General features: G+C 67.3%; 12 protein-coding genes and 1 pseudogene. 9 read left to right on the top strand and 4 right to left on the bottom strand.

The genetic code is table 11. The features are described 5' to 3' along the window. Positions 1 to 22: 22 nt before the first annotated feature. Positions 23 to 1,630 carry a hypothetical protein gene (locus EHO50_RS44295; RefSeq protein WP_164905041.1) on the bottom strand — a complete coding sequence of 536 codons (1,608 nt, stop codon included), beginning with the start codon at positions 1,628 to 1,630 and terminating at the stop codon, positions 23 to 25. A gap of 18 nt (positions 1,631 to 1,648) precedes the next feature. Then, the gene (locus EHO50_RS45705; RefSeq protein ID WP_164905040.1) at positions 1,649 to 1,768 is read right to left on the bottom strand and encodes a DUF4175 domain-containing protein; all 120 of its coding nucleotides are present in this window, start codon (positions 1,766 to 1,768) and stop codon (positions 1,649 to 1,651) included. Between the two features lie 58 nt (positions 1,769 to 1,826). Between EHO50_RS45705 and EHO50_RS44285 the strand changes: the two genes are divergently transcribed. The 3 genes from EHO50_RS44285 to EHO50_RS35235 all read left to right on the top strand — a co-directional run bounded on the left by EHO50_RS44285 (position 1,827) and on the right by EHO50_RS35235 (position 8,747). Then, entirely contained in the window at positions 1,827 to 4,013 is a 2,187-nt protein-coding gene (locus EHO50_RS44285) for a toxin glutamine deamidase domain-containing protein (protein WP_164905039.1), read from the top strand. A gap of 28 nt (positions 4,014 to 4,041) precedes the next feature. After that, the gene (locus EHO50_RS35240) at positions 4,042 to 6,240 is read left to right on the top strand and encodes an SUKH-4 family immunity protein (RefSeq protein ID WP_164905038.1); all 2,199 of its coding nucleotides are present in this window, start codon (positions 4,042 to 4,044) and stop codon (positions 6,238 to 6,240) included. Between the two features lie 263 nt (positions 6,241 to 6,503). Then, positions 6,504 to 8,747, top strand: a complete 2,244-nt coding sequence (locus tag EHO50_RS35235; protein WP_164905037.1) for an SUKH-4 family immunity protein — start codon at positions 6,504 to 6,506, stop codon at positions 8,745 to 8,747. A 530-nt stretch (positions 8,748 to 9,277) separates the two neighbouring features. Here EHO50_RS35235 and EHO50_RS46180 read toward each other — a convergent pair. After that, a pseudogene (locus tag EHO50_RS46180) lies at positions 9,278 to 9,463 on the bottom strand (IS701 family transposase); the annotation flags it as partial. A 783-nt stretch (positions 9,464 to 10,246) separates the two neighbouring features. Between EHO50_RS46180 and EHO50_RS45905 the strand changes: the two are divergent. After that, a complete protein-coding gene (locus tag EHO50_RS45905) occupies positions 10,247 to 10,588 on the top strand; it encodes an SUKH-4 family immunity protein (RefSeq protein ID WP_128435300.1) in 342 nt (113 codons plus the stop codon). A 645-nt stretch (positions 10,589 to 11,233) separates the two neighbouring features. Next, positions 11,234 to 13,492, top strand: a complete 2,259-nt coding sequence (locus tag EHO50_RS35225; protein WP_128435299.1) for an SUKH-4 family immunity protein — start codon at positions 11,234 to 11,236, stop codon at positions 13,490 to 13,492. 213 nt (positions 13,493 to 13,705) lie between these two features. On the opposite strand, the gene EHO50_RS45420 is transcribed toward EHO50_RS35225, so the two are convergent. Continuing rightward, the gene (locus EHO50_RS45420; protein ID WP_246101711.1) at positions 13,706 to 13,975 is read right to left on the bottom strand and encodes a hypothetical protein; all 270 of its coding nucleotides are present in this window, start codon (positions 13,973 to 13,975) and stop codon (positions 13,706 to 13,708) included. Between EHO50_RS45420 and EHO50_RS46170 the strand changes: the two genes are divergently transcribed. From EHO50_RS46170 to EHO50_RS35205, 4 genes are all read left to right on the top strand, one after another. After that, entirely contained in the window at positions 13,916 to 14,602 is a 687-nt protein-coding gene (locus EHO50_RS46170) for a toxin glutamine deamidase domain-containing protein (RefSeq protein WP_425472338.1), read from the top strand. The genes EHO50_RS45420 and EHO50_RS46170 overlap by 60 nt on opposite strands. Then, positions 14,505 to 15,560 (top strand): nucleic acid/nucleotide deaminase domain-containing protein, encoded by a 1,056-nt coding sequence (locus EHO50_RS35215; RefSeq protein ID WP_246101709.1) that lies wholly within the window; start codon positions 14,505 to 14,507, stop codon positions 15,558 to 15,560. Before EHO50_RS46170 ends, EHO50_RS35215 begins: the two co-directional genes overlap by 98 nt. Positions 15,561 to 15,568: 8 nt before the next feature. After that, entirely contained in the window at positions 15,569 to 17,743 is a 2,175-nt protein-coding gene (locus tag EHO50_RS35210; RefSeq protein ID WP_128435296.1) for an SUKH-4 family immunity protein, read from the top strand. Positions 17,744 to 18,194: 451 nt separating this feature from the next. Beyond that, positions 18,195 to 20,252 carry an SUKH-4 family immunity protein gene (locus tag EHO50_RS35205; RefSeq protein ID WP_128435295.1) on the top strand — a complete coding sequence of 686 codons (2,058 nt, stop codon included), beginning with the start codon at positions 18,195 to 18,197 and terminating at the stop codon, positions 20,250 to 20,252. Positions 20,253 to 20,477 lie beyond the last annotated feature (225 nt).

Raw genomic sequence — 20,477 nt, 5'->3', positions numbered from 1 at the left:
TCGGCTTCGGCGCCCAGGAAGGCTACGACGTCGGCGCCACCCTCAAGGCCGGCGGCACGGCAGGCCTCGACGCCCTCAGGCAGAGCCCGCAGACCTTCGCCGAAGGCGTGCGCGACAGCCTGGGCCAGAAGGCGGGTAGCCGGGCGCGGCACGCGGTCGACAGCCGCATCGACGGGTACGACGGGGTGTCGGAGTCGGACTTGCCGGGGGGTGACATCGGGAGCGACTCCAGCAGCGGGTCGGAGAGTTCCAACTCCTCTTCGTCCGACTCCTCCTCGTCCTCCGACTCGAGTTCGTCCGACTCCTCTTCGTCCTCCGATTCGAGTTCGTCGGACTCGGACTCCAGCACCTCGACGCGTTCGAGCAACGGCAACATCCCCGGCGCGAACATAGGCAGCGGCATATCCGCCGACACAGGCGGCAACGACATCCCGGCACCCAACATCGGTGCGGGCCCCGACTCCGGCTCCGGGCCGGGATCCGATTCCGGGAACTCGTCCTCCTCAGACTCCCCGTACTCACGGCCGACGCAATCTCCAGGGTCGTCCCTGTCGGACTTCGACGACCCCTCGCCCAGCGGGCCCTCGTCCAACGGCTCCGACTCCAACGGCTCGTCCAGCACTCCGAGCACGTCCGGCCCTTCGCACTCCGGCGGCGGCTCCCCCGTATCCGGCCTGTCGTCCCCGAGCCCGCAATCCACGCCCACGTCCGGGGCCCCGTCGTCGGGCGGTACGTCGTCCTCGCCGGGGGGCGGCTCGATCGGCACCCAGATCGACGGCCTGGCCGCCAGCGCGCCCACGCAGTCCAACGCGGCGCCGACACCGACGGCCGACTCGTCTCCCTCCAGTTCCGGCGGCCGGTCGGACAGCGGCGGCTCGGGCATGCCGACGTCGCCCACGGCGCCTTCCGCCGGGGGGCCGGCTCCGGGTGGGCACCACAGCCCGGGTGCCTCCGGGGGCGCCGGCACCCCGTCCGCGACGAGCCCGAATCCCAACTCCGGTCCGGCGAGGAATCCTTCCGCCAGTACGCCTGGTACGCCCTCCGCCACGGGGACGGGGCCTGCCTCCACTCCGAGCCCTACGTCTCCTACGACGCCTCGGAGTACGCCTGCTTCGACGCCGGACGGGCGAGTTCCGGGTGCGGGGGACGGCCGTACGCCGGGTACGCCCGCGCAGAGCACGCCGGACGGTCGAATACCGGCCCAGCGCCCCGGGACCACGACCCCGGGCGACGGCAGCACGCCGCGGAACACCCCCGGTACGAGCCCCGGCGACCGCACTCCGCCGCGCAACACCCCCGGGAACACGACGCCGAACGACGGCACCTCCTCCCGTAACAACCCCGGTACGACACCCGGCGACCGCACTCCGCCCCGCAACAGCACGGACTCGACCAGCGGCAGCCGTACCCACACCCCCGGCCAGAGCCCGAGTACGACCACCCCGAACCAGAATCCGGCGCAGTCGACTCCCCCCAGGGCCGCATCGCCCTCCACGAGCACGCCCACGACGTCGCCCTCCCCGTCGACCGGCAGCGGACCCGATCGCGCCTCGACACCGAGCAGTGGTACGCCGAGTTCGTCGACACCGAGCAACAGCACCCCGAACTCCTCGACCCAGCCGGGCCCCACCGCCCACAACCCCACCGCTCAGGGCACACCCGGCACCCCGAACCAGCCGAACGCCGGCTCCACCCCCACCAGGCCGCCCCACCAGCCCTCGGGCAGCACGCCGAACACCCCGAACCAGCCGGGCGCGCAGCCCAACACCCAGCAGCCCCCGGCGAACACCCCGAACCAACAACAGCAGCAACCTCAGGTCATTCCGGTGCCGGTCCACCACGTGGTCACGACGCCGAACAACCAGCCCCAGCAGTCCACCCCACAAACCCCTGACTCCAACAACAACGGCAGTCAGCAGAACTCATCGGACAACCCGAGGCCGAAGGAGACCCCGACCCCGGCCTCGGAAACCCGCAACACCAACCCCCCGGGCGGCGTCACCGACCCCACCCGCGCCGAGCAGGACGCCCTGGAAAACTCGGTCCCCCGAGACGAGAACGGCGACCCGACCAGGCCGCCGGACCCCGCGGACGGTCCTTGGGTGGAGCGCATCAACGGCGAGGGCAGGGACGCTCCGGGCCGCAACAACAACTGCGTCGACACGGCCCTGTCCACGGTCGACACCTACGCCGGCAACCCCACAGCCGCGGGGGCGCGTACCCCGGACCTGGACGCGGACGGCAACCCCTCGGACCGCGGCGAAAAGGGCGGCCGCGACCGCATCGAGAACACGCTGGGCGCCCGCTTCAGCGACATGGGCAACGGGCGCGACGCCTTCAACCGCCTGGAGAACACCCTCCGCAACAGCGGGCACGGCTCACAGGCCGTGATCATCACGCAGGACGCCAACGGACGGGCCCACGCCTGGAACGCCGTCAACCACAACGGCAAGATCACCTACATCGACGCCCAGACGGGGCAGCAGAGCTCGAAGCCGCTGCACAGTGGGAACAACGGGGTCTTTGCGATTCCGCTGGACTCGAACCGGCAGCCGGTCACGCCGGACAGCGGCGGCCAGTCCAGGCCGGGCACCACCTCGCAGCCCAACAGTGAGACAACGGGGAACCGGCGGGCGCCCGAGGCTCCAGCAGGTGCCGCCGACAAGCCCGACAACGAGAAGACCAAAGAAGAAAAGGCTGCTGAGAGAGAGAAGGCAAGGAAGGAGGCGAAGGAGGAGAAAGCCCGGCGCCTCAGAGCACGGGCCGCGGAAGTCCCCAAGGCTCCCCTCGATAGCGCGGGTCCCGAGGGAACACCGGGTTACGGGGTGACTCAGGAGGGCGACGGCTCTTCGGTTCACCACGGGATGCTCGCCGACGAGTCCCAAGACCTGCTGCGCGTCACCAACGACGTGGAGCAGGTCGACCTTCACCGCATCGCTCAGCAGCTCCACACCTGGGCCGATGGCAATCCATCACCGCTGATGGAGACCATCCGCGAGGCCTCCGCCAAGGGAAGACTGTCCCAGGATCGGCTCAACGCACTGCTGGGTCCGGACTTCGAGGGGATGTCACGGGAGGAGAAGGCCGCAACGGTCGCGGCCATAGCCCGCCTCAGCAGCTCTTTCCACAACGCGCATGCCGTGCCCGACTCCGGAGGCGCCGATCTCCATTCGCGGCACAACCCAACAGGCGGCGCCCGGACGACTCCGCCGAGGATCGCTGACGCATACGCTGCGGCCCAGAACACCTTGGAGAACTCGGGAGAAAACCCGAGCAAGGCTGAGATCGCCAACGAGAGACGCAAGTTCAGGGCACTGTGGCGCGCACACGTCGGTGACGACGCCTCGTTGGCGGCGGCTGTCAAGAAGGCCCAGGAGGAGGGCAAGTCAGAGGCGGAAATCGAGGCAATCCGTGAGCAGCGGCGGCTGATGCGCCCCGACTTCTCGGGCAAGAACTACGCAGCACTTGAGGTCGTCGAGCGGAAGCCTGACGGAACTACCGAGACGCACTACCTGATTGACTCCTCGAGCCCGCCGCTCGAGCACTCCGAACCCGTTCTCGGCGAAGCCTTCCGCGCACTCGACGAAGCGGATCCTGGGCGCTATGAAGCACCGCTCATGTATACCGAGTTCGAGCCATGCGGCAATCGCACCGAACCAAGTAACGCCAACTGCGCAGACTACCTCGCGCACGAATTCGAGCGCCCCGCCGGGCAGGACCGACAGCAGTACAGCGAAAAGAGCGACGAAGAAAAATCGACTGTCCCGGAAGAGAAGAACAAGACAAAGGTCGTTTATGGCGCCGGATACCGCATGGGCGAACTCACACCCGCAGAAATGCAGAAGCTAAACGAGGATCCGAAGTTCCAAAGCATGTCGGACGAGCAGAAGGCGAAGGAGATCGAGAATCGCCGCAAGGATGCCGCCGAAAAGCGCAGCACCGACATGGACCGCTACCGTGGAGAACTCGCGAGGGTCTGGATGAAACTCGCAGCCAGCGCTGACGTACCCTGATTGGTCAGGCCGGACAGAGGTGATGACAGTGCTGAGCGAGGATGCAGAGCTGGAAATCCTGGACTGGCTGCTCGACCCTCCGAAGGCCGCGCCGATGCTGTCGCTGCGCGGATCGCCGGGGGTGGGGAAGTCGGCCCTCCTGACAGCCCTGCACGAAGACCTGCCCGATTCACTCCTCCTGGACTGCCGTGGCCTGACCGCGGAGGAAGTACTCGGCCGGCTTCTCACCCACTTCGGTCTCAAGGTCAGGCACCGCCCCCTGCGGGATCCATTGGAGGATGCGCTCGCGGGGATGCGCACAGGGGGCATCGTGCTCCTGGCCAACGTGCAATGGTCAGGCCGCCTCTTCTCCTCTCCGGACGAGGGATACGACATCCAGCGTGTCGCCGCGCAGTTCAGTCGCCGGGGTCAAGGCCATGTGCTGCCCGTCCTCGAACTCGGCGGGCCCAGCGGACCAGCGCGGGCCGACGGTACGGACGAGATTGTGTTGGAAGCGGAGGTCGAAGGTCCTGACCCCGCCGCCCTGCTCATGGGGTACCCCGCGTTGCGCGCCCTGGCCGCGTCAGAGTTGCGTGAAATCCCCCTCCATGTTTGGGCATTCCTGGACACCGCGCTAGGTGGACGGCGCACAGAGGACGACCTGCGCCGCAGCGGACAGGAACTGTCTGCCGTGTTGCGCCTGGAACCGGCCGCGGACGGCGCAACAACCGTGAGGCTGTCGACCGACGCCCTCAAGCACCTGCTCCGCGAGGCCGCACCCCTCACCCGTGCCGAGCAGCAGTCGATGGCCGATGCGCTCCTCGCCGAGGCCCGACGGCACGCCGAAGGCACGGCCGACGCAAGGATCGTGGCGTACGCGAATCGCGCACTCGCCGTCCATGCGGCACTCTCCGGAACGCTGCCCCAACTCATCGATGACGACCCGGTCTTGGCCGCATTCGCCGATCGCGTCTCACTGCAGCAAGCGATCAGGCTGGCGTGGCCCGAAGGCCCGCCGGTGGGCGGCGTCGCCGGCGACGCCCACTACCTGGACGGCGACGGCGTCACCCCCGACTCACAGAGCGAGTGGCTGGCCTGGCTGCACTGGGCAGCCGTGAACCGTGGGCGCCGCGACTGGGCCGACGCGTTGGAGAACGCGAGCCCGGAACCGCTCGCCTGGCGCACCGCATGGTCGAAGTGGCGCCCCTACGGAGTCCTGGGCGACCGGCCCGAACTCGCCGGATCCGTTGACAGGGTGGACATCGGCACCTTCGCCGGCACTCCCGTCGCGGCAAGCCAGTGCGATGGTTTCTTCGACAAAGAGGACGACTACGACGTCGAGTTGGGCGACACAGAAGCCCTGGAACGCGTATGGCGGCTTTCGGACGGCAGGGAGTTGCTGGCACCTCGGGTCGTCCAGCAGTTCATCACCTCTGAGGGAGCCGTGGAACGGACAGCCGGAGGTGCGCTCGAAACCCGCCGCCACATCCGCTCCCCCGACCCGGCGCGTGGTCCTGAGTTGCCGATGCGCCTGCTCCCGGACTGCGGGGCAGAAGCGGTGGATGGGGATCGCTGGGTGGCGTACGGCCCGAGAGGCCTCTACGCGTTCGATGTCCTGCGCCCCGAAGAGCTGACGCCTGGGACGGGCCCTTGGCGGCGCTCCCTCGTCCCGTCCTTCCGCTCCACGGCCGTGTGGCCTATGCCTACCCCCGTCTCCGGACAGGCCGCCGCGCTCACCGCATGGTGTGCCACCGCATTCGGCGACCAGGCTCTGCGCCGCCTCCCCGTCAGCGCCCTGCCCGCCGCCCTGACCGAGCCAGAGGCCCGTGCGTTGCTCTGCGAAGTCGGCTTCCCTGAACTCGACGGAAGCGCACCGGCGTTCTTGACCACCGTGGCCGTGAACGAAGCCGGGCTCACACCTGTCGAACGTTCGGAAACCTCCGAGCCCGCTTACCTCCTGGGCCATTGGCTCGCCGAACCCATCATCCTGGAGGGCCGAAGCGGCCGGGTTCTGCTCGCCTCGGTCGCCGGAACCGAACTCCTCGGGAGCAGCCTGTCCCAATTCATGACCCTGGTCGGCCTGTACCGCCTCCTGCCCTTGAGTGACTTCCCCCGCGGGAGCGCCGAGAAGGCCGACGCTCACTGGAGCGTGAAGGCCTGGGCGAAGGAGATCGACCCCGAAGCCGCCGCATCGTCCAACTGGCAAGCAGCACTGGGCGGATACCTGGACGACCTGGAATCGCTGTGACACGAGCGCCGGAGCCGCACCAGAGCCCCGGTCACAGATCACCGAGAGGCATCGACATGCGCGGGACGACACCTGCTGAGAACTGAAGCCCATGACCCACGCTGCAGACATCCATGGACCTCGGTACGGCGTGCCTCGCCACCACCGGCCCCGGCCGGTCCCCGCTCAGCGTCTCTCGACCGCCCGACCCATTCACGCGGACCACATGATCATCGCGCAGGCGTACATGTCCGCGAGGGCCGCTCATGGAAGGGATCACCCCAGTGCCCGAGATCAACGCTGAGGACTGGGCTCGCATCGAGATCTGGCGGGAGCTGCCCGCACGGCAGCGGCGGGTGTTCTCTGTTCTCGGTCCGGCGCTCAGCGGCAAGACCGCGTATCTACGAGCAGTTCGGGACCGCTGGCCCAGCGCCACGCTGATCGACTGCCGGGGCATGAGTGCCGACACGGTGGCTACCCGCATGCGTGAAGAGTGCCGTGCCGCCCCTGCCGGTCGTCCCTGTGTCCTCCTCCTCGCCAATGTGCAGTACGCAGGTGAGGTCCTGACGTCGACCGAACCGGCCCGTGTGGCGGAGATCCTGGCTCCGGGAGCCAGACGGTTCGAAGGCCGTGAGGTCTGGGTCATGGCGGAGTACGACCCGGACCTCGTAGCCCCTCCCCGGATCGCCGAATACGCAGTCACCCTGCCCACGCCGGCTTCTGCCGGTGTGCCTGCCGAGGAGGAACCGGCTGCGGCCCTTCGGCTGGGGGCACTGGCCGCCGCCGAACTACGTCAAGTGCCACTGCCCGTCTGGGAGTTGCTGTGCTCCGCAAGTGGTGTTCCTACAGCGGTGCAAGCCCTCCTCTCCTTCGCCGAGCAGCAACCGGATGTCCTGGTCGTGGACGAGGGCCGGTCATCGGTCGCTTTCCGGTCCGAATCTCTCCTCCATGCATGGCGACGCAGGCGGCCCTGGGATTCCGGGGCCCAATCGCGCGCCGTCGAGGCGCTGGTGTCCGCGACGGCGGACGGCGGACCGGGGCTCTGGTCCGAGCAGGGTCCGGTAGGCCGGTACGCCGCTCACGCTCTTCCTCTGCATGCGGCGCTGGCTGGTGCGCTGCCCCGCCTCCTGGACGACGGGCGGCTGCTGGCCCAGTGCTCGGCGACCGCGCTGCGCGAGGGCCTGGCCATCGCCTATCCCGACGGAGTGCCGTACGCGAGCGTGGCAGCGATGCTGCACTATCTGGAGGTTCAGGGCATCTCCCCCTCGTCACAGGGTGAGTGGGTGGCCTGGCTCCATCACGCGGCACTCAGCGCGGGGCGCGCAGAGCTGGCCGAACAGCTACTGGCTTCGGGGGTTCCGTTGCCGTGGCGCACCATGTGGACGCACTGGCGCCCCATGGGCATCTTCGGCCAGATCCAGGACGAGGCTGGTCGTGTCGACGAACTGGGCGCGGCAGTCGGCGAGTCCGGCTTGACCGTCGTTACGGCCCGGGACGTGACCACGGGCAAGAACGCCTACCCGAAACACCAGTACATCCGTCAGGAGTGGAGCCCGGTTACCGGGGAGCCTGCCTCGGCTCCGGTCGAGGTGCGCGCCTCCCTGTCGGAAGGCGACCTCCCCTGGAGCAACGCACGCCGCTCTCCGAGTCCCGAGGCGCCCGCCGTTACCTTCGCCGAACACACGGACAGCGGCTGGCAACCGGGGACGTCCCCACTCCCTCATCCGCCCAACTGCCCGTCCGCGGTGACCCAGGGCCTTCACGTCGACGGGCTCTGGGTGCTCGCCGGCACCGGGGGCCTCTTCGCCGCATCCGTCCAGGCGGCTGGAAGCACCGCACAGGACACGTACCGCAAGCGGCCCCTGGTCGCCGCACACACCCGGCCCGCTCCATGGCCGCTGCCGCCGTCCGCGTCCGCTGCTCTACACGGTGACGGAATGCGGGACTGGCTCGAGGAGACCTTTGGCCCAGGGACCTGCCATCGGCTGGCCGAGGATCAGCTTCCCAAAGGACTGGACGACCCCGCCGCGCGCCGCTTCCTCACCGAGACAGGCCTGCCGGAGATCAGCGACTTCCTGCATCTCGCCATCACCCCGCGCGGCGACCGCTCCCTGCCCGAAGTGGCCTGGCCCGGTCGGGGCCGGGACGTGCCCCGGCAACGCCGTGCCAGGAGCGAGGCACCCAGCAACGGCCCGTTCTACGAGCTCGGTACCTGGATGTACTCCAGGCTCCTGCTCGACGGCAGCACCGGTCGGCTCTTCAGGGACACCACGGGTGGCTCGCCCGACCCCTTCGCCGGCAGCAGCCTCACACAGTTCTTCGCCATGGTCCGGTTGTACGACGAGTTCCGCAGGACACACTTCCCCTACCTCGCCGACCACAAGGACGCGCAGCACAACCTCGCCAGCTGGTGCGAGCAGATCGATGGTGCCGCCGCCCGGGCCGAGGCCTGGACGCTTGTCCTCGAGGGGCACGACTTCGAGGACAGCACCTGGGACTTGGCCTCCTACGGGACGGAGTGGGTCTGACACCTGGGTTGGAGGCTTGCGACCGGAAGGTGCAAGACCACTGGCGTGTGCAGATGTACTCGCATCACCGGTGGCTCCAGCAGGGGACGGTCGCGGCTGATCACCGGTTGCGGATGTACTGCGACCTGGCCTTCCGCAAACAGCACTGCGGAGGTGTACGCCGGGCCGGTTGCCCTCGGCCACACCGTCGTCGCCGATGTCGACCGTGCGGCCCGGTCCGGGCGGGCGGGGAACCATCCAACGCGTAAGGAGCGGAAGGAACGAGTGATCCTTGCTGACGCCAAGCGCGCTGTCAGTGACTGGGTGGTCGAGCCTAGGCAACGTGGATCGGTACTGCCCTTGCTGGGAGCCGCCGGGGTGTGTACGTCACGCTGCGTCGCAGCGAATTCCCTACCCGGTACGAGGAACGGGACGCTCGTCGCGGCCTCGCGGCCTGGACACAGCAGATCGACCAGTCGGCAGGATCTTCCGAGCCTTGGAGGGCCGCATTCGACGCAGAGTTGGATGTCCCGGCATCGTTGTGAAGCGGAAGCCCGCCACATGGCGCCGGCGCCCACCGTGAGCACCAGGCGCTGAATCGGCCCGAGCCGCGCAAGGCCCGCCTGCTCGGCCAGTCGCCAGCAGTTCTTCCGTTCGACGCTCGACAACAGCCCAGGTAAGCGCGGACCGCGGCTCCGACGCTCAACCCGCCTGAACGTGCTCGCGGTCCGGGCCATAACCTGGTCGAACATCGCCTGCCAGCGGGCAGGGTCTGCGCTTTGGCCTGCGGCCACCGCAGGCCCTTCAGGAGTCCACACAACCCCCGGTGATCACGCGGTGGCCGTACTCGTTCCAGCCGGAGCTGTACAAGATCGAGAACGTAGGCTGGAGTACTGGCCCGTCCCCGTGTGTACACACCGAAAGTCAGCAGATTCAGCGATGACCCCTCCGACACCCCCTCCTTCGCCCATGTCACCCGGACAAGCCCTGGCCGAGTTCCTGGAGTGGTCGGACAGCGGGACCCAGCGAGTGGCCGAGCTGACCGGCCCTCCTGGGTCCGGACGGACAGAGACACTGCTGCGGCTAAGGGGCCCGCAGCGAGGCGGTGCTCGTGGATGCCACCAGGCTGACCTGTGAGGACCTCATCGATCGGGTCATGACTGCTGCTGGGTTCACCGCTCTGCCGGAGAAGCGGGCGGACTGGGGATCGAGCTTGAAGACTCCCCGCTCGGTGGCGGGCTGGTCATCATCGTCAATGCCCACCGTGCGGGCCGTACTCGGCGCTCCACGGAGCCAGAGCGTATGGTGCACCGCTTCACCGGTGAACTGGCCGTTGGCGGCGGTCTCAAGGTCGTGATCGAACCAGACCTGCCGGATGTCCGGTTGGCACACGATCACTTGGTCGTGGCACCGCAACCGAGCAGTTCCGAAGAGGCTGTGGGGCACCTGTCCGACGGCACGGACACCGAAGCGTTGCGTGCACTCGCACTGGCCGCCGAGACAGGGCTGGTTCCCCTGCTGTGGCCGGAGCATGCGACACCCCCCGAAGTCACGGGACCCTTCTACCACTTGGTGACTGGGACGGAGGCATCGTCCTCCTTGACGGAGGGACCGGAGCGGTTGTCCAGGATGGCAGCACAGGTTATGACGATGTGATCCTGGCGAGCAGTCTTCGAAAGTTCTTCATTCTGCTCCGGTTGTGCTACGAGTTCCTTGTCAGTGACTTCGCCACGAACTACGAGCGCGACGACGCCCTGGAAAGCCTGCAGGAATGGGCCATCAAGATCGACCCAGTCACGGAGGACGCCCTGATATGGGAGCACGCCCTCGACATAGATCTGAATCCCTGGGTCGCAATGTGATCATGCGCCACGAGGGCCAGCCGGTATGTCGGAGAATAGGCGGGCGCCGCGGGGCCCTTGGAAGCCGGGGCCTGCCGACCACCTGAAGCCAACGCCCGCTGCCAGCGGGTGTATCACCGCCTCCGGGTAGCCCACCCGTGGCGGGTGCGCTGGGCGAACTGGCGGCCACCGGGAGTGATGAGCGCGGCATTTGTACGGCCCGACCCTCCGCATCAGCTCGCCGAGGCCCCGACGACTGCTGTGCCGGGTGAAGGGCCGTGTTCGCAGAGGCGGATTGGGACCAGAGGTATTACGTGGCCGACAGCTCTTGCCCGGGAGCTGACAACAAGCATTCCGAGAAGAGAACCTTCTGGATTACTAGGACACATTCAACGAGCAACGCGAAGAAAATGCGCAATACGAGCCGCTGAGCATGTACACCGACCGTGAGCCATGCGGCAGGGGTGGGGATACGCGAACTGTGCGAGGTTGCTTTCGGAGAGAATGCCGGGTGTCGATGTGTTCTACGGAACCGGTTATCGCAAGGAGGCAGATATCGTGAGCCCCGAGGACGTGCCTGAGAAAAGACGCATAAGCGGCAGTTCGAGGACGACCTGAACAAGAACCTCAAGAGGCTCGGTAAGGTGTGGATCCGCGCCATGACGCATGGCGGCCTGCAGAGCACCGGCTCAGAGTGATGCCCATCACCATGAAAGGATGTCGCCCGCTGTGAATTCTCACCTCAACCTGGAGGAAGCCTCGGACCAGATCAGCTCACTGCTGGCTAAACTTCCACCCAAGCGGGGCATTGTCTACGTCGACGGCCCCTCCGGAGCCGGAAAGACTGCACTTCTGGAAGATTTCGCCGCCAGCACCCCTGAAGCCGTGCTCGTTGATGCCACGGGCCGCTCCGCGGAAGAGGTGGCGGATCGGGTGATGCGGGCCATCGGTGTTTCATACGGCGATTTCCGGAGCATCCGGGCCCTCACCCGTCTCGTGGACGATCTCGTTTTCGACAGGAAGTTCGACCCGAGAATCGTTGTCGTGACCAATACTCAGTGGGCAGGGAAGAGGCGGTTCACAAATGAACCGCTGGCCGTTGCTGCCGGCGGGATCGTTGGAGCGTTGAGTAGGCGCTCCAAGGCGACGAACATCAAACTCGTGGTCGAAGTCGACCGCGAGGTCTACGACCTCGGCCCCCGGAACCCGAACCCCGTCCTGCTCGCCCCCGCCCACGACGTCGTCCGGTTGTCCCCCGACTCGCTGCCGCCGCGTCACCGCACAGCCATGACGGCCCTGGCCCTGTCCGAGCCACACCGGGTGCGCTTCGAGGAGTGGCAGGCGCTCTGCTCTACGCTCGGAACGGACTTCGACGTCGACGAACTGCGCGCAATCGGCGAGGAGTCGCCTTTCGTCACGGTCGAGACCACGGACGAGCTACCGGTGGTGTTCACTCACGAACGCGATGCCCGGACTCTTCGCGAAGAAGTCCCTGTCGGCACTTTCCAGGCCTTCCAACAGGCCGTCACGGACCGCCTGTTCGCCTGTGCCGACGGCGACCCGCTCGATGACTATGTGGCCCGTGCCCTGCCCGCCCATGCCGCCGCCGCGGGCCGCTTCGAGGAACTCCTCGCGGATCCCCGCACGCTGGTCAAGTGCACCCACACCGCCCTGCTGAACGCACTTCTCAGGGCCTTCCCCGACAGCATTCCCGCGGGCAGCTTCGCCGCGGATCTGTATTACCTCGACCATCTCGGTCTGGCACCGTCCTCGCAGGCGGAGTGGGTCTCACTGCTGCATCTCGTGGCGCTCAGCCAGGGCGACACGGAGCGGGCCGACGCCTTGATCGAATCCGCCGGTCCGCTGCCGTGGCGGACCGTCTGGACGCACTGGCGAGCCCCGGGCCGGGTCCGCCCCCGCCCGCCCCAGATCGACGTCGTCGAAGAGCTGCGGGCAGAGGCGGACGGCACCAACGTGACCAGCCGCACCCAGGACCGTCTCGAGCAGACCTGGCACGCTGCCACCGGCCGGCTCCTCGCAGCCACGGGGCAATTCATCGGGGCCAAGGGGCCGTTCATCGAGGAAGCCCCGCCCACACCCCAGGCGCCAGCCCGCTGGGGGGCCGAGACCTCCTGGAACCTGGTCCGCGCGGCAGCCCTCGGCGATCCCTCCACACTCCACGTGATCCAAGCGCCCAAGGTCAAGGACGTGGCCTGCGCCGGCGATCTGGTCGTGCTCGGGGGAAGCCGAGGGATCTATGCGATCGAGCCCGACCCGGACTACACCGAAGCCAACCCGCTGCCCGCGCTCCCTGCCATCAGCCGGTACGCAAAGGTCACGCCGCGCCCGTTCGACGAGGCCGCCTGCCGCCCCACCCGCGACCTCGTACTCGACGTGTTCGATGCGGACATCGCCCCTCTCCTGACCGAGGAGGAACTGCCCGCCGGCCTGACGCACGAGCCGACCCGTCGTTTCCTCACCGAGGTCGGCTTCCCTGCCGTCAACGACTTCCTCAGTCTCAGCACCCACAATCTCGCAGGCACCGGCCTCGCCGAGCGCACCTGGGAAGGCACCAAGGAGTTCGAAACACCCGTGGGAGACGGTCCGTTCTACGAACTGGGCACCTGGATCGGCGGCATCCTGCTCCTCGACGGCCCCACCGGCCGCGTACTACGACAGTCGAGAAAGGGCGCCGTCGACGACGACCAGCCCGGCGACCCCCTGGCCGGCTCCTCCCTGGCCCAGTTCAGCGCGATGGTGTGCCTGCAGTGGAAGTACATGCTGGCCTATCACACGAGCGGTGGCCTCGACGGGGAGGATCTCATCGACGAGCTCAGGTCCTGGCTGGCGGGCATCGACGCCGCCGCGGCAGCCACCAGAAACTGGGGGCACGTCACGGATACCGACGAGTTCATCTACCTGTAGGCATCCATAGGCCTCGGCACGGCGGGCCCCGCCCGCCGGCCCCGGCCGGTCCCGGCTCACCTCGCTCGACCGCCCCGCGCTGACACGGTGGCCTACCTCCGCCCGTACACCTGATCCCACCGGCTTGATCGGTCTTCAGCGAAGCGGCGGCCGGCTGGTTCCAGGGGTGGACAGGGACACTCCCGGAGCCGGCGGCGACAGACTGTCGGTGGGTCAGAACCAGCCGGTGCATTCGATGGCGCCGCCAGGGACGTTGGTGCCGCAGGCTCGCTTGACGAGACCCGCGTCGTTCCGATGGGTGGTGTACGCGTCGTTGCCCGAGGTGATGCTGGTGTAACCGAGCATCGGGCCCCAGGACTCGCCCCCGTCGACGCAGCGGTCGACCCAGATCTCGTCAACACGCTGGGCGCCCGCTTCAGCGACATGGGCAACGGGCGTGACGCCTTCAACCGCCTGGAGAACACCCTCCGCAACAGCGGGCACGGCTCACAGGCCGTGATCATCACGCAGGACGCCAACGGACTGGCGCACGCGTGGAACGCCGTCAACCACAACGGCAAGATCACCTACATCGACGCGCAGACCGGGCAGCAGAGTTCGAAGCCGCTGCACAGTGGGAACAACGGGGTCTTTGCGATTCCGCTGGACGGGAACAGGCAGCTGGTCTCGCCCGACGGTGGACTCACAGGTGACCACTCCCGGCCCGACAGCACCGACCAGGCCGACCGCCAGACCCCCGGCACTCCTGCCGGGGCCGACCGAAGGCCCCCGAGGATCCGGCAGGCGCAGATCCGAAGAAAGGCAACCAGAATCTGCCCGACGACCCGACCCGGGAAGAGCGCAACAAGTCGCTGCCCAAACCGGAGGACAGGTCTGAGGAGCATCAAACCTTCCTCCGGACTCGCCCCAACAGGCGGTACGCAACTACCCGAGCGACGACCAGCACGAACACAAGGACTACGATCCGGACGCTCCGAATGGCCTGAAGGTCCACCGCATCGGGCTGGACCCGGTGCACGACAGTCTCAGGAACTGGGCGGACGAAGGCCGTCTGGCGCCCCTCCTGCAGAGCGCCGCGGACCGGATGGACGCGTACAACCAGGCCCGTGAGAACGGCGAAACGGACCTGCCGGCCACCGCATTCACGCGACAGGAACTGGAAGACGCGCTGGGCGACGACTTCCGTCAGATGAATGACGGGCAACGGTACGCCGTCGTCGCCTCGCTCGCCCGACTCAGCCTCGGGTACCACGAGAGCCAGGGAGTGGGGCACAACCCCGAGCACGACCGGGACGGCCGCCCCTACGCGGGCTCCAAGCGCTCCGACGGTACGGCCGACGTGGCCGCCGACAATGATCGGGCCCGCAGCGCAGAGGCCCGGGACGAGGCCAACGCAAAAATCCCCAGGCCCTATCGTTCGGATCCAGAGACCAACAAGAACATCTCCGAACTCCATCATCGAGTCACGGGAGAGAAGAAGGCCAGGCCAAGCAACGACGACGTCAATGCTCTCATCGACGCCCTGGGCCCCCACAAACCAGACTTCTCCGGCAAGAACTATGCCGTTATCGAAGTGGTGGACAACAACGGAAACAGCACCTTTGTCGTCGACTCTTCTGTCCCGGCGGACAGCAGCGGTGTCTCTCCCCGGCACTCGGAGAAGCATCTCCTCGACTGGTTCGACAGGACGAACTCCGGCCCGGACGGCCAGAAGTACCAGATGGCAGGCCTCTACACGGAACGTGAGCCGTGCGGTTCCGGGCAGGGGCACGCCGATTGCTCGACACGGCTGCGTACGCATCCAGAGCTCAAGGACGGAAAGGTGCCCGTCTACTACAGCACCACATACCGAACCGATCCCGAAGGTGTGGCCAGGCGGGACGCGGAGCGCACGAAGTTGAAGAGCCAGCAGGAGCAGAGCGGGCTCACCGACCAGCAAATCAGCAACAAGGTGAAGAAGATACGCACCGCGAACGAAATGGCGATGCAGAGGGAGATGGATCGCCACCTCTCAGCCATCGGATCGGTTTGGGCGAAGGCTATGCTGCACGTCGATCCGCCGCAGTAGGGAGCTACATGCCCGAGTCGTCCCCAGACCCCGACCGCTTCGCTCCGGCCCAGGCAGTCGCACAGGTACGGGACTGGTGGGGCGACGGCACCCCCAAGAAGAAGCACTTGGACGTCGTCAGCCTCACCGGCACCACGGGCGTCCTGGAAGAGGTGCACCGGCACATCCCCGAGAGCGTGCTGCTCGATGCCACGGAGGCCGATGCGGAAGATGTGTTCCGGAACGCTCTCAGGCTCATCGGGGTGCCCGACGACAAGGCGCAGCCCTACGCCTGGGACAGGGCCACCCGCTTGCACGGAGACGGCAAGCTGGTTCTGATCACGCACGCGGGACGGGCCGGGCTCACCCGCAGGTCCGCCCAGCCAGCTCTCGTTCGCGACCATGTGGCGAAGACTCTCGCCCTCGAAGGGCCGAGCGTTGTGGTCGATACGCTGCCACAGGTTCCTGGCACGTCGCCGCACCGTAGGCCCTCGCTCTGGCTGGACGACACTTCCCCCGACGGCCTGCAGAACGCACTCGCGACCGTAGTCGTGACTGCCTCGCAGTCCCCGCATCTGCGCGCGCTGGCGCTGTCCGAGCCGCGGCGTGTGCCCTGGGAAGCGTGGAGTGAGTTGGCACGGGCCGCCGGAGCCCCGGATTTCGACGAGGTGACACTGCGCGAGCTTGCCGATCGTTTCTCCGAACTCGTCACCGTGACCGACGCGGAGGTCTCGTTCGCCGACGAAGCCGTGGCCGAAGCACTGCGTCGTGAGACGCCGGCGGAGTTGAGCAAGCAGGTGAACAGCCACATGGTCCGGTGGCTGCGAGGGCTCGCTCCCCGGTTGCGGCATCCGGACGGCTGGGCCGCCTCCAATCCGCTGGGGCGTTACGCCGCGCATGGTCTGGCCATGCACGCGGTGCAGGCGGGCGAGTTCGACGTACTGCTGCGAGACGGCGACGCACTGGCCAATCTGCCGCAGAACGCTCTCTTGGACGCTGCTCACTGCGCGCATGACGGTTCAGTGCCCGGTTCGAACGCGGCTGCCGACGCGGTGTACTTGTGGATGTACGGGGTGGCGCCGACAGATCAGGGGGAGTGGGCGGCGTGGCTGCACCTGATGGCCATGGCGCGTAACGACACCGAACTGTGCGCCGCCATCGAACAATCCGGCGTACGTCTTCCCTGGAAGGCCCGTTGGACCCACTGGCGTCCACCGGGCGGATACGACCCGAGCTATCTCGAACCCGGTCCGGTCTACACGCTGTTCGAGGTGCGCTGGCGCGATCGCCCGGCCGTGGCCGCGAAGGCCTCGGACAACGGGGTGCGTGTGTGGGACGCCGAGACGTCGGATCTCGTAGGGGGACCTTGGTTCGACGAGGACTTCCCCGATGACGCGGCGAATGTACTGGCTTGGCCGCCGGAGACGGGCTGGGCCGGGCCGACCCGTCGCAGGGAACTCCTGGCCCACGACAACAGCGAGGAGGGGCCCGATGACGAGCTCCTGCCTGTTTCGCTCCGTCTTGGCGACCTGACGGTGTTCGCCGGCCCCGGAGGTGTCTTCGCCGTGGAAGGCGCCGATACGGAAGCAGAGCACGTGCTCGCTCCACTCCGCGGGGCGCCGCTCCTCGGCTCAAAGACCGCCGCAGGCCCCACCCTTCTCATGAATGCTGCCACGACGACCGCGGCCGATTTGGCAAAGCTCTTCCCCAAGGCGCCCGTCCTGCGCACCTCACCGGAAAGCCTGCCGACCGAACTCACCGATGAAACCGCCCGCCGGGTACTCACCAGCATCGGTTTGCCCGTCATGGAGGAAAAGGGAATCAGGCTGGAGCCCGAGTACGAACGTTTCCTGTGGCAGTTGTCCTGGACCAAGGAGCTCGAACAGCCGGCAGAGAACGGCCCGTTCTTCCAGATCGGTTTGTGGATGGGCGCCGAGATCGTGATCGACGGCCCCTCCGGGCACGTCCTACGCATGCCGCGCAGCGCCGACGAGAGCGGACTCGACGGCTTTCTCGTCGCAACGTCCCTCGACCGCTTCTTGGCCATGGTCACGTGGTGGATCACCGGACGTCGCATTCTCGGGACGCTGGAGAACCGGGACGAAGACCATCTGTTCCGCCAGCACATCGAAGATGCCGTCTGGGAAATCGACGCGGCCGGCTCCCAGGCCGAGGCATGGACGTACGCACTGCACAACGACTGACTCACGATCCGCGAAGGCAGAGGCCCAGCAGGCCTCGCGTGATGCTGATCGGCCCTCGAAGCGGGGCCGCTGCCTCAGCTACTCACGGATACGGGCCTGTTCGTCGATGCCTACCCCTATCACTCCGGGCGGGCTGCCGAGTCAGTGCCGGCCGACGCGCCGGGCGCACCCACCCTCCCGCCCTCACATACCTGCAAACGTCAGCGTGATGCGTGTCTGACATCCATGGCCTGGAATGAGCATCGGGCCAAGCGAGACATTGAATTGAGGACCAGGTGGAGCCCCGTGAGCAGGCCTTGGAACGGGCCCAGACGTGGCTTGCGGCGCCACCGAACCGGAGGCAACCCGCTCTGGCAATCCGCGGCACGGCCGACTCGGGCAAGACCGAGTTCCTTCGGGGCAAAACCTGGCCGATGGCGGGAAGCACGCGAACGCTGAAGCGAGGAATCGAGTGGAACTGACACCCGAGCGGGCACTCGAGCAGGCCGAAGCCTGGCTGGCGGAACCCCATCGCCTGTACGGAACCCTCGCCGTCCGGGGTGTACCGGGGTCCGGCAAGACGGCCTTGCTCAGCGAACTGGCGGCCCGGATCCCGGGAGCGGTCCACGTCGACTGTCGAGGCAAGACCGCGGATGATATTGCCTATCACCTCCTCCGCGCCTGGGGCGTCACCGACTCTCCGGCCTCACTCGCTGCCGGCGCCCAACGCATTCAGAGTGGCGGCGTCGCGCTGCTCGGCAACGTTCAATGGGCCGGCGAATCCGTGACCTCGTGTGAAGCAAGCCGGATAGCCCGGCGCATGGTCCGTACGCTCAAGCAATTCTCGCGGCCGACCTTGCAGTTCGTGGTCGAGCGTTCCGCTGATAGACCCTGGGTGCCGGCGCCCGCACGAAATGACATCGTCCTGACCTCTCCGGGCGCCGAGGAGACCCGATCGGGGGAATGGCTGGACATCCTCACCCGGCACCCTGCTGTCCGGGCTCTGGCGGCAGCAGAACGTCGCACGGTCTCTCTCCCTGTCTGGGCAGAGCTCTGCCGATGCCTGGGAATTCAGATCTCGGCCGGCGAACTCGCCGAACTCGCGGAATCCCTCTCGGATCGCCTGTTCATCGTCGAAGTCCCTAGCCTGGGCAGGGAGTTCGGATTTCACGCCGAATCGGATCGGCATCGGATCAGACTGCTCCGTCCCGTCGATCACGGCAGGCTGCTCTCCGCACTCCTGGAGCCGTTGAAGGCACGCGGCGCGACAGCCTGGGAGAGCGTCGGCCCCACCGGCACCTATGCGGCCCGAACAGCCGCGCTCCATGCTGCCCATGCGGGTCTTCTCGAGACCCTGCTGGCTGATGGTCAGGTCCTCGCGAACCTTGATGCGACGGGGCTGTTGCAGGGCATGGCCGCGACCTGGCCCCGCGGGATTCCGCAGGGTGGCCTTGCCATTGATACCCACTATCTCGAGCAACTGGGGCTCGCGGCCGCACCGCATGCGGAGTGGGTGGCGTGGCTGCATCATTCCGCTCTCAACAGGGGGGATGAATCGCTGGCCCGGTCGATCGTCGCCGAGTCCGGGGTCGAGCTCCCTTGGAAAACCGTGTGGACCAGGTGTCGGCCGTTCGGCATTTTCGGACGGTCGGAAGAGTCCGAGGACGCGCCGGCGGACCAGCCGTCGCAGGACGCCCCTGGAACTCGAGACTTTCCGGAATTCGCCGAGAGCCGTTCCTGGCGCCTCCGTGCAGTCGGACCACCGGTGCGCCACATCTTCGACGGGCGCCTGGGCGCATCTCGCCCCTTCAGGTCCAAAGCCGTATCGAATGCGGAGTGGCTGATCTCAGGCCCCACCGGCCCATTCGTCGTGGAGGTGACAACCACCCCGAGGGAACAACCTCACCTGGAAGCGCTGCCGGAACCGTTCGTCGGCCCCCTCACTGAGGCGGCCCTCTGGCGCTGTCCTGACCAAGCCGTGGCACGGAACGCTCCCACTCGGTCATGGCTGGAGAGCTCGTTCGGGCAAGGTGTATGCCGGGTCCTTTCAGAAGACGAACTGCCATCAGGTCTGAGCGATTCGGACAGTCGACAATTCCTGACCGGCGTCGGTTGGCCCTACTTGACGGACCAACTGCCCTTCGTTCACACGGCCGACCTGGCGAAGACCGGGCTGGTGGAAGTCCCATGGCCTGATGACATGGATCCTCCGGAGAGCGAGGGCCCCTTCTACTCTCTGGCCGAATGGACCGGCGGTAACGCGCTGCTCGATGGCGGCACCGGTGCTGTCGTCCAGGACTACCGCACGGGATACAGTTCGTTGACCTTGGCCACGGGCCTTCGCCAGTTCTGCACCCTTTTCCGCCTGTACCACGAGTTTCTGACAAGTCCTTTCAATACGCCTGCCGAACGCGGAGACGCCCGCCGCAGCCTGTGGCAGTGGGCGGAAGACATCGACTCGGCGACCGAGAACGCAGATCACTGGGAACACGTCTTCGACGGGGATCTGGATTCCTGGGGCACCGAATAAGGGCGGAGGCTCCGTCTGTTCGCCGCACTGGAGCACTCGACCGGCCTGGTCCTTGGCGGGCCGGACGCCGGCGAGAAGAGGAGTCCCTTGTCGCCACACGGCTCGCGTTCGGTCTGCGGATGCGCTTGCTGGCGCAAGTCTACGATCGCCGGCCGGAAGCAGTCTCGGCCAGTTCGTCGCCATGGTCCGCCCCTACTACTGGTGGTTCGCCTCCCACTGGTCGGT

The sequence above is a fragment of the Streptomyces cyaneus genome (assembly GCF_004028635.1).
GTDB lineage: Bacteria > Actinomycetota > Actinomycetes > Streptomycetales > Streptomycetaceae > Streptomyces > Streptomyces cyaneus.
Note: the sequence above shows the minus strand (reverse complement) of the source record. Positions and strands in the feature narration are given on the sequence as shown.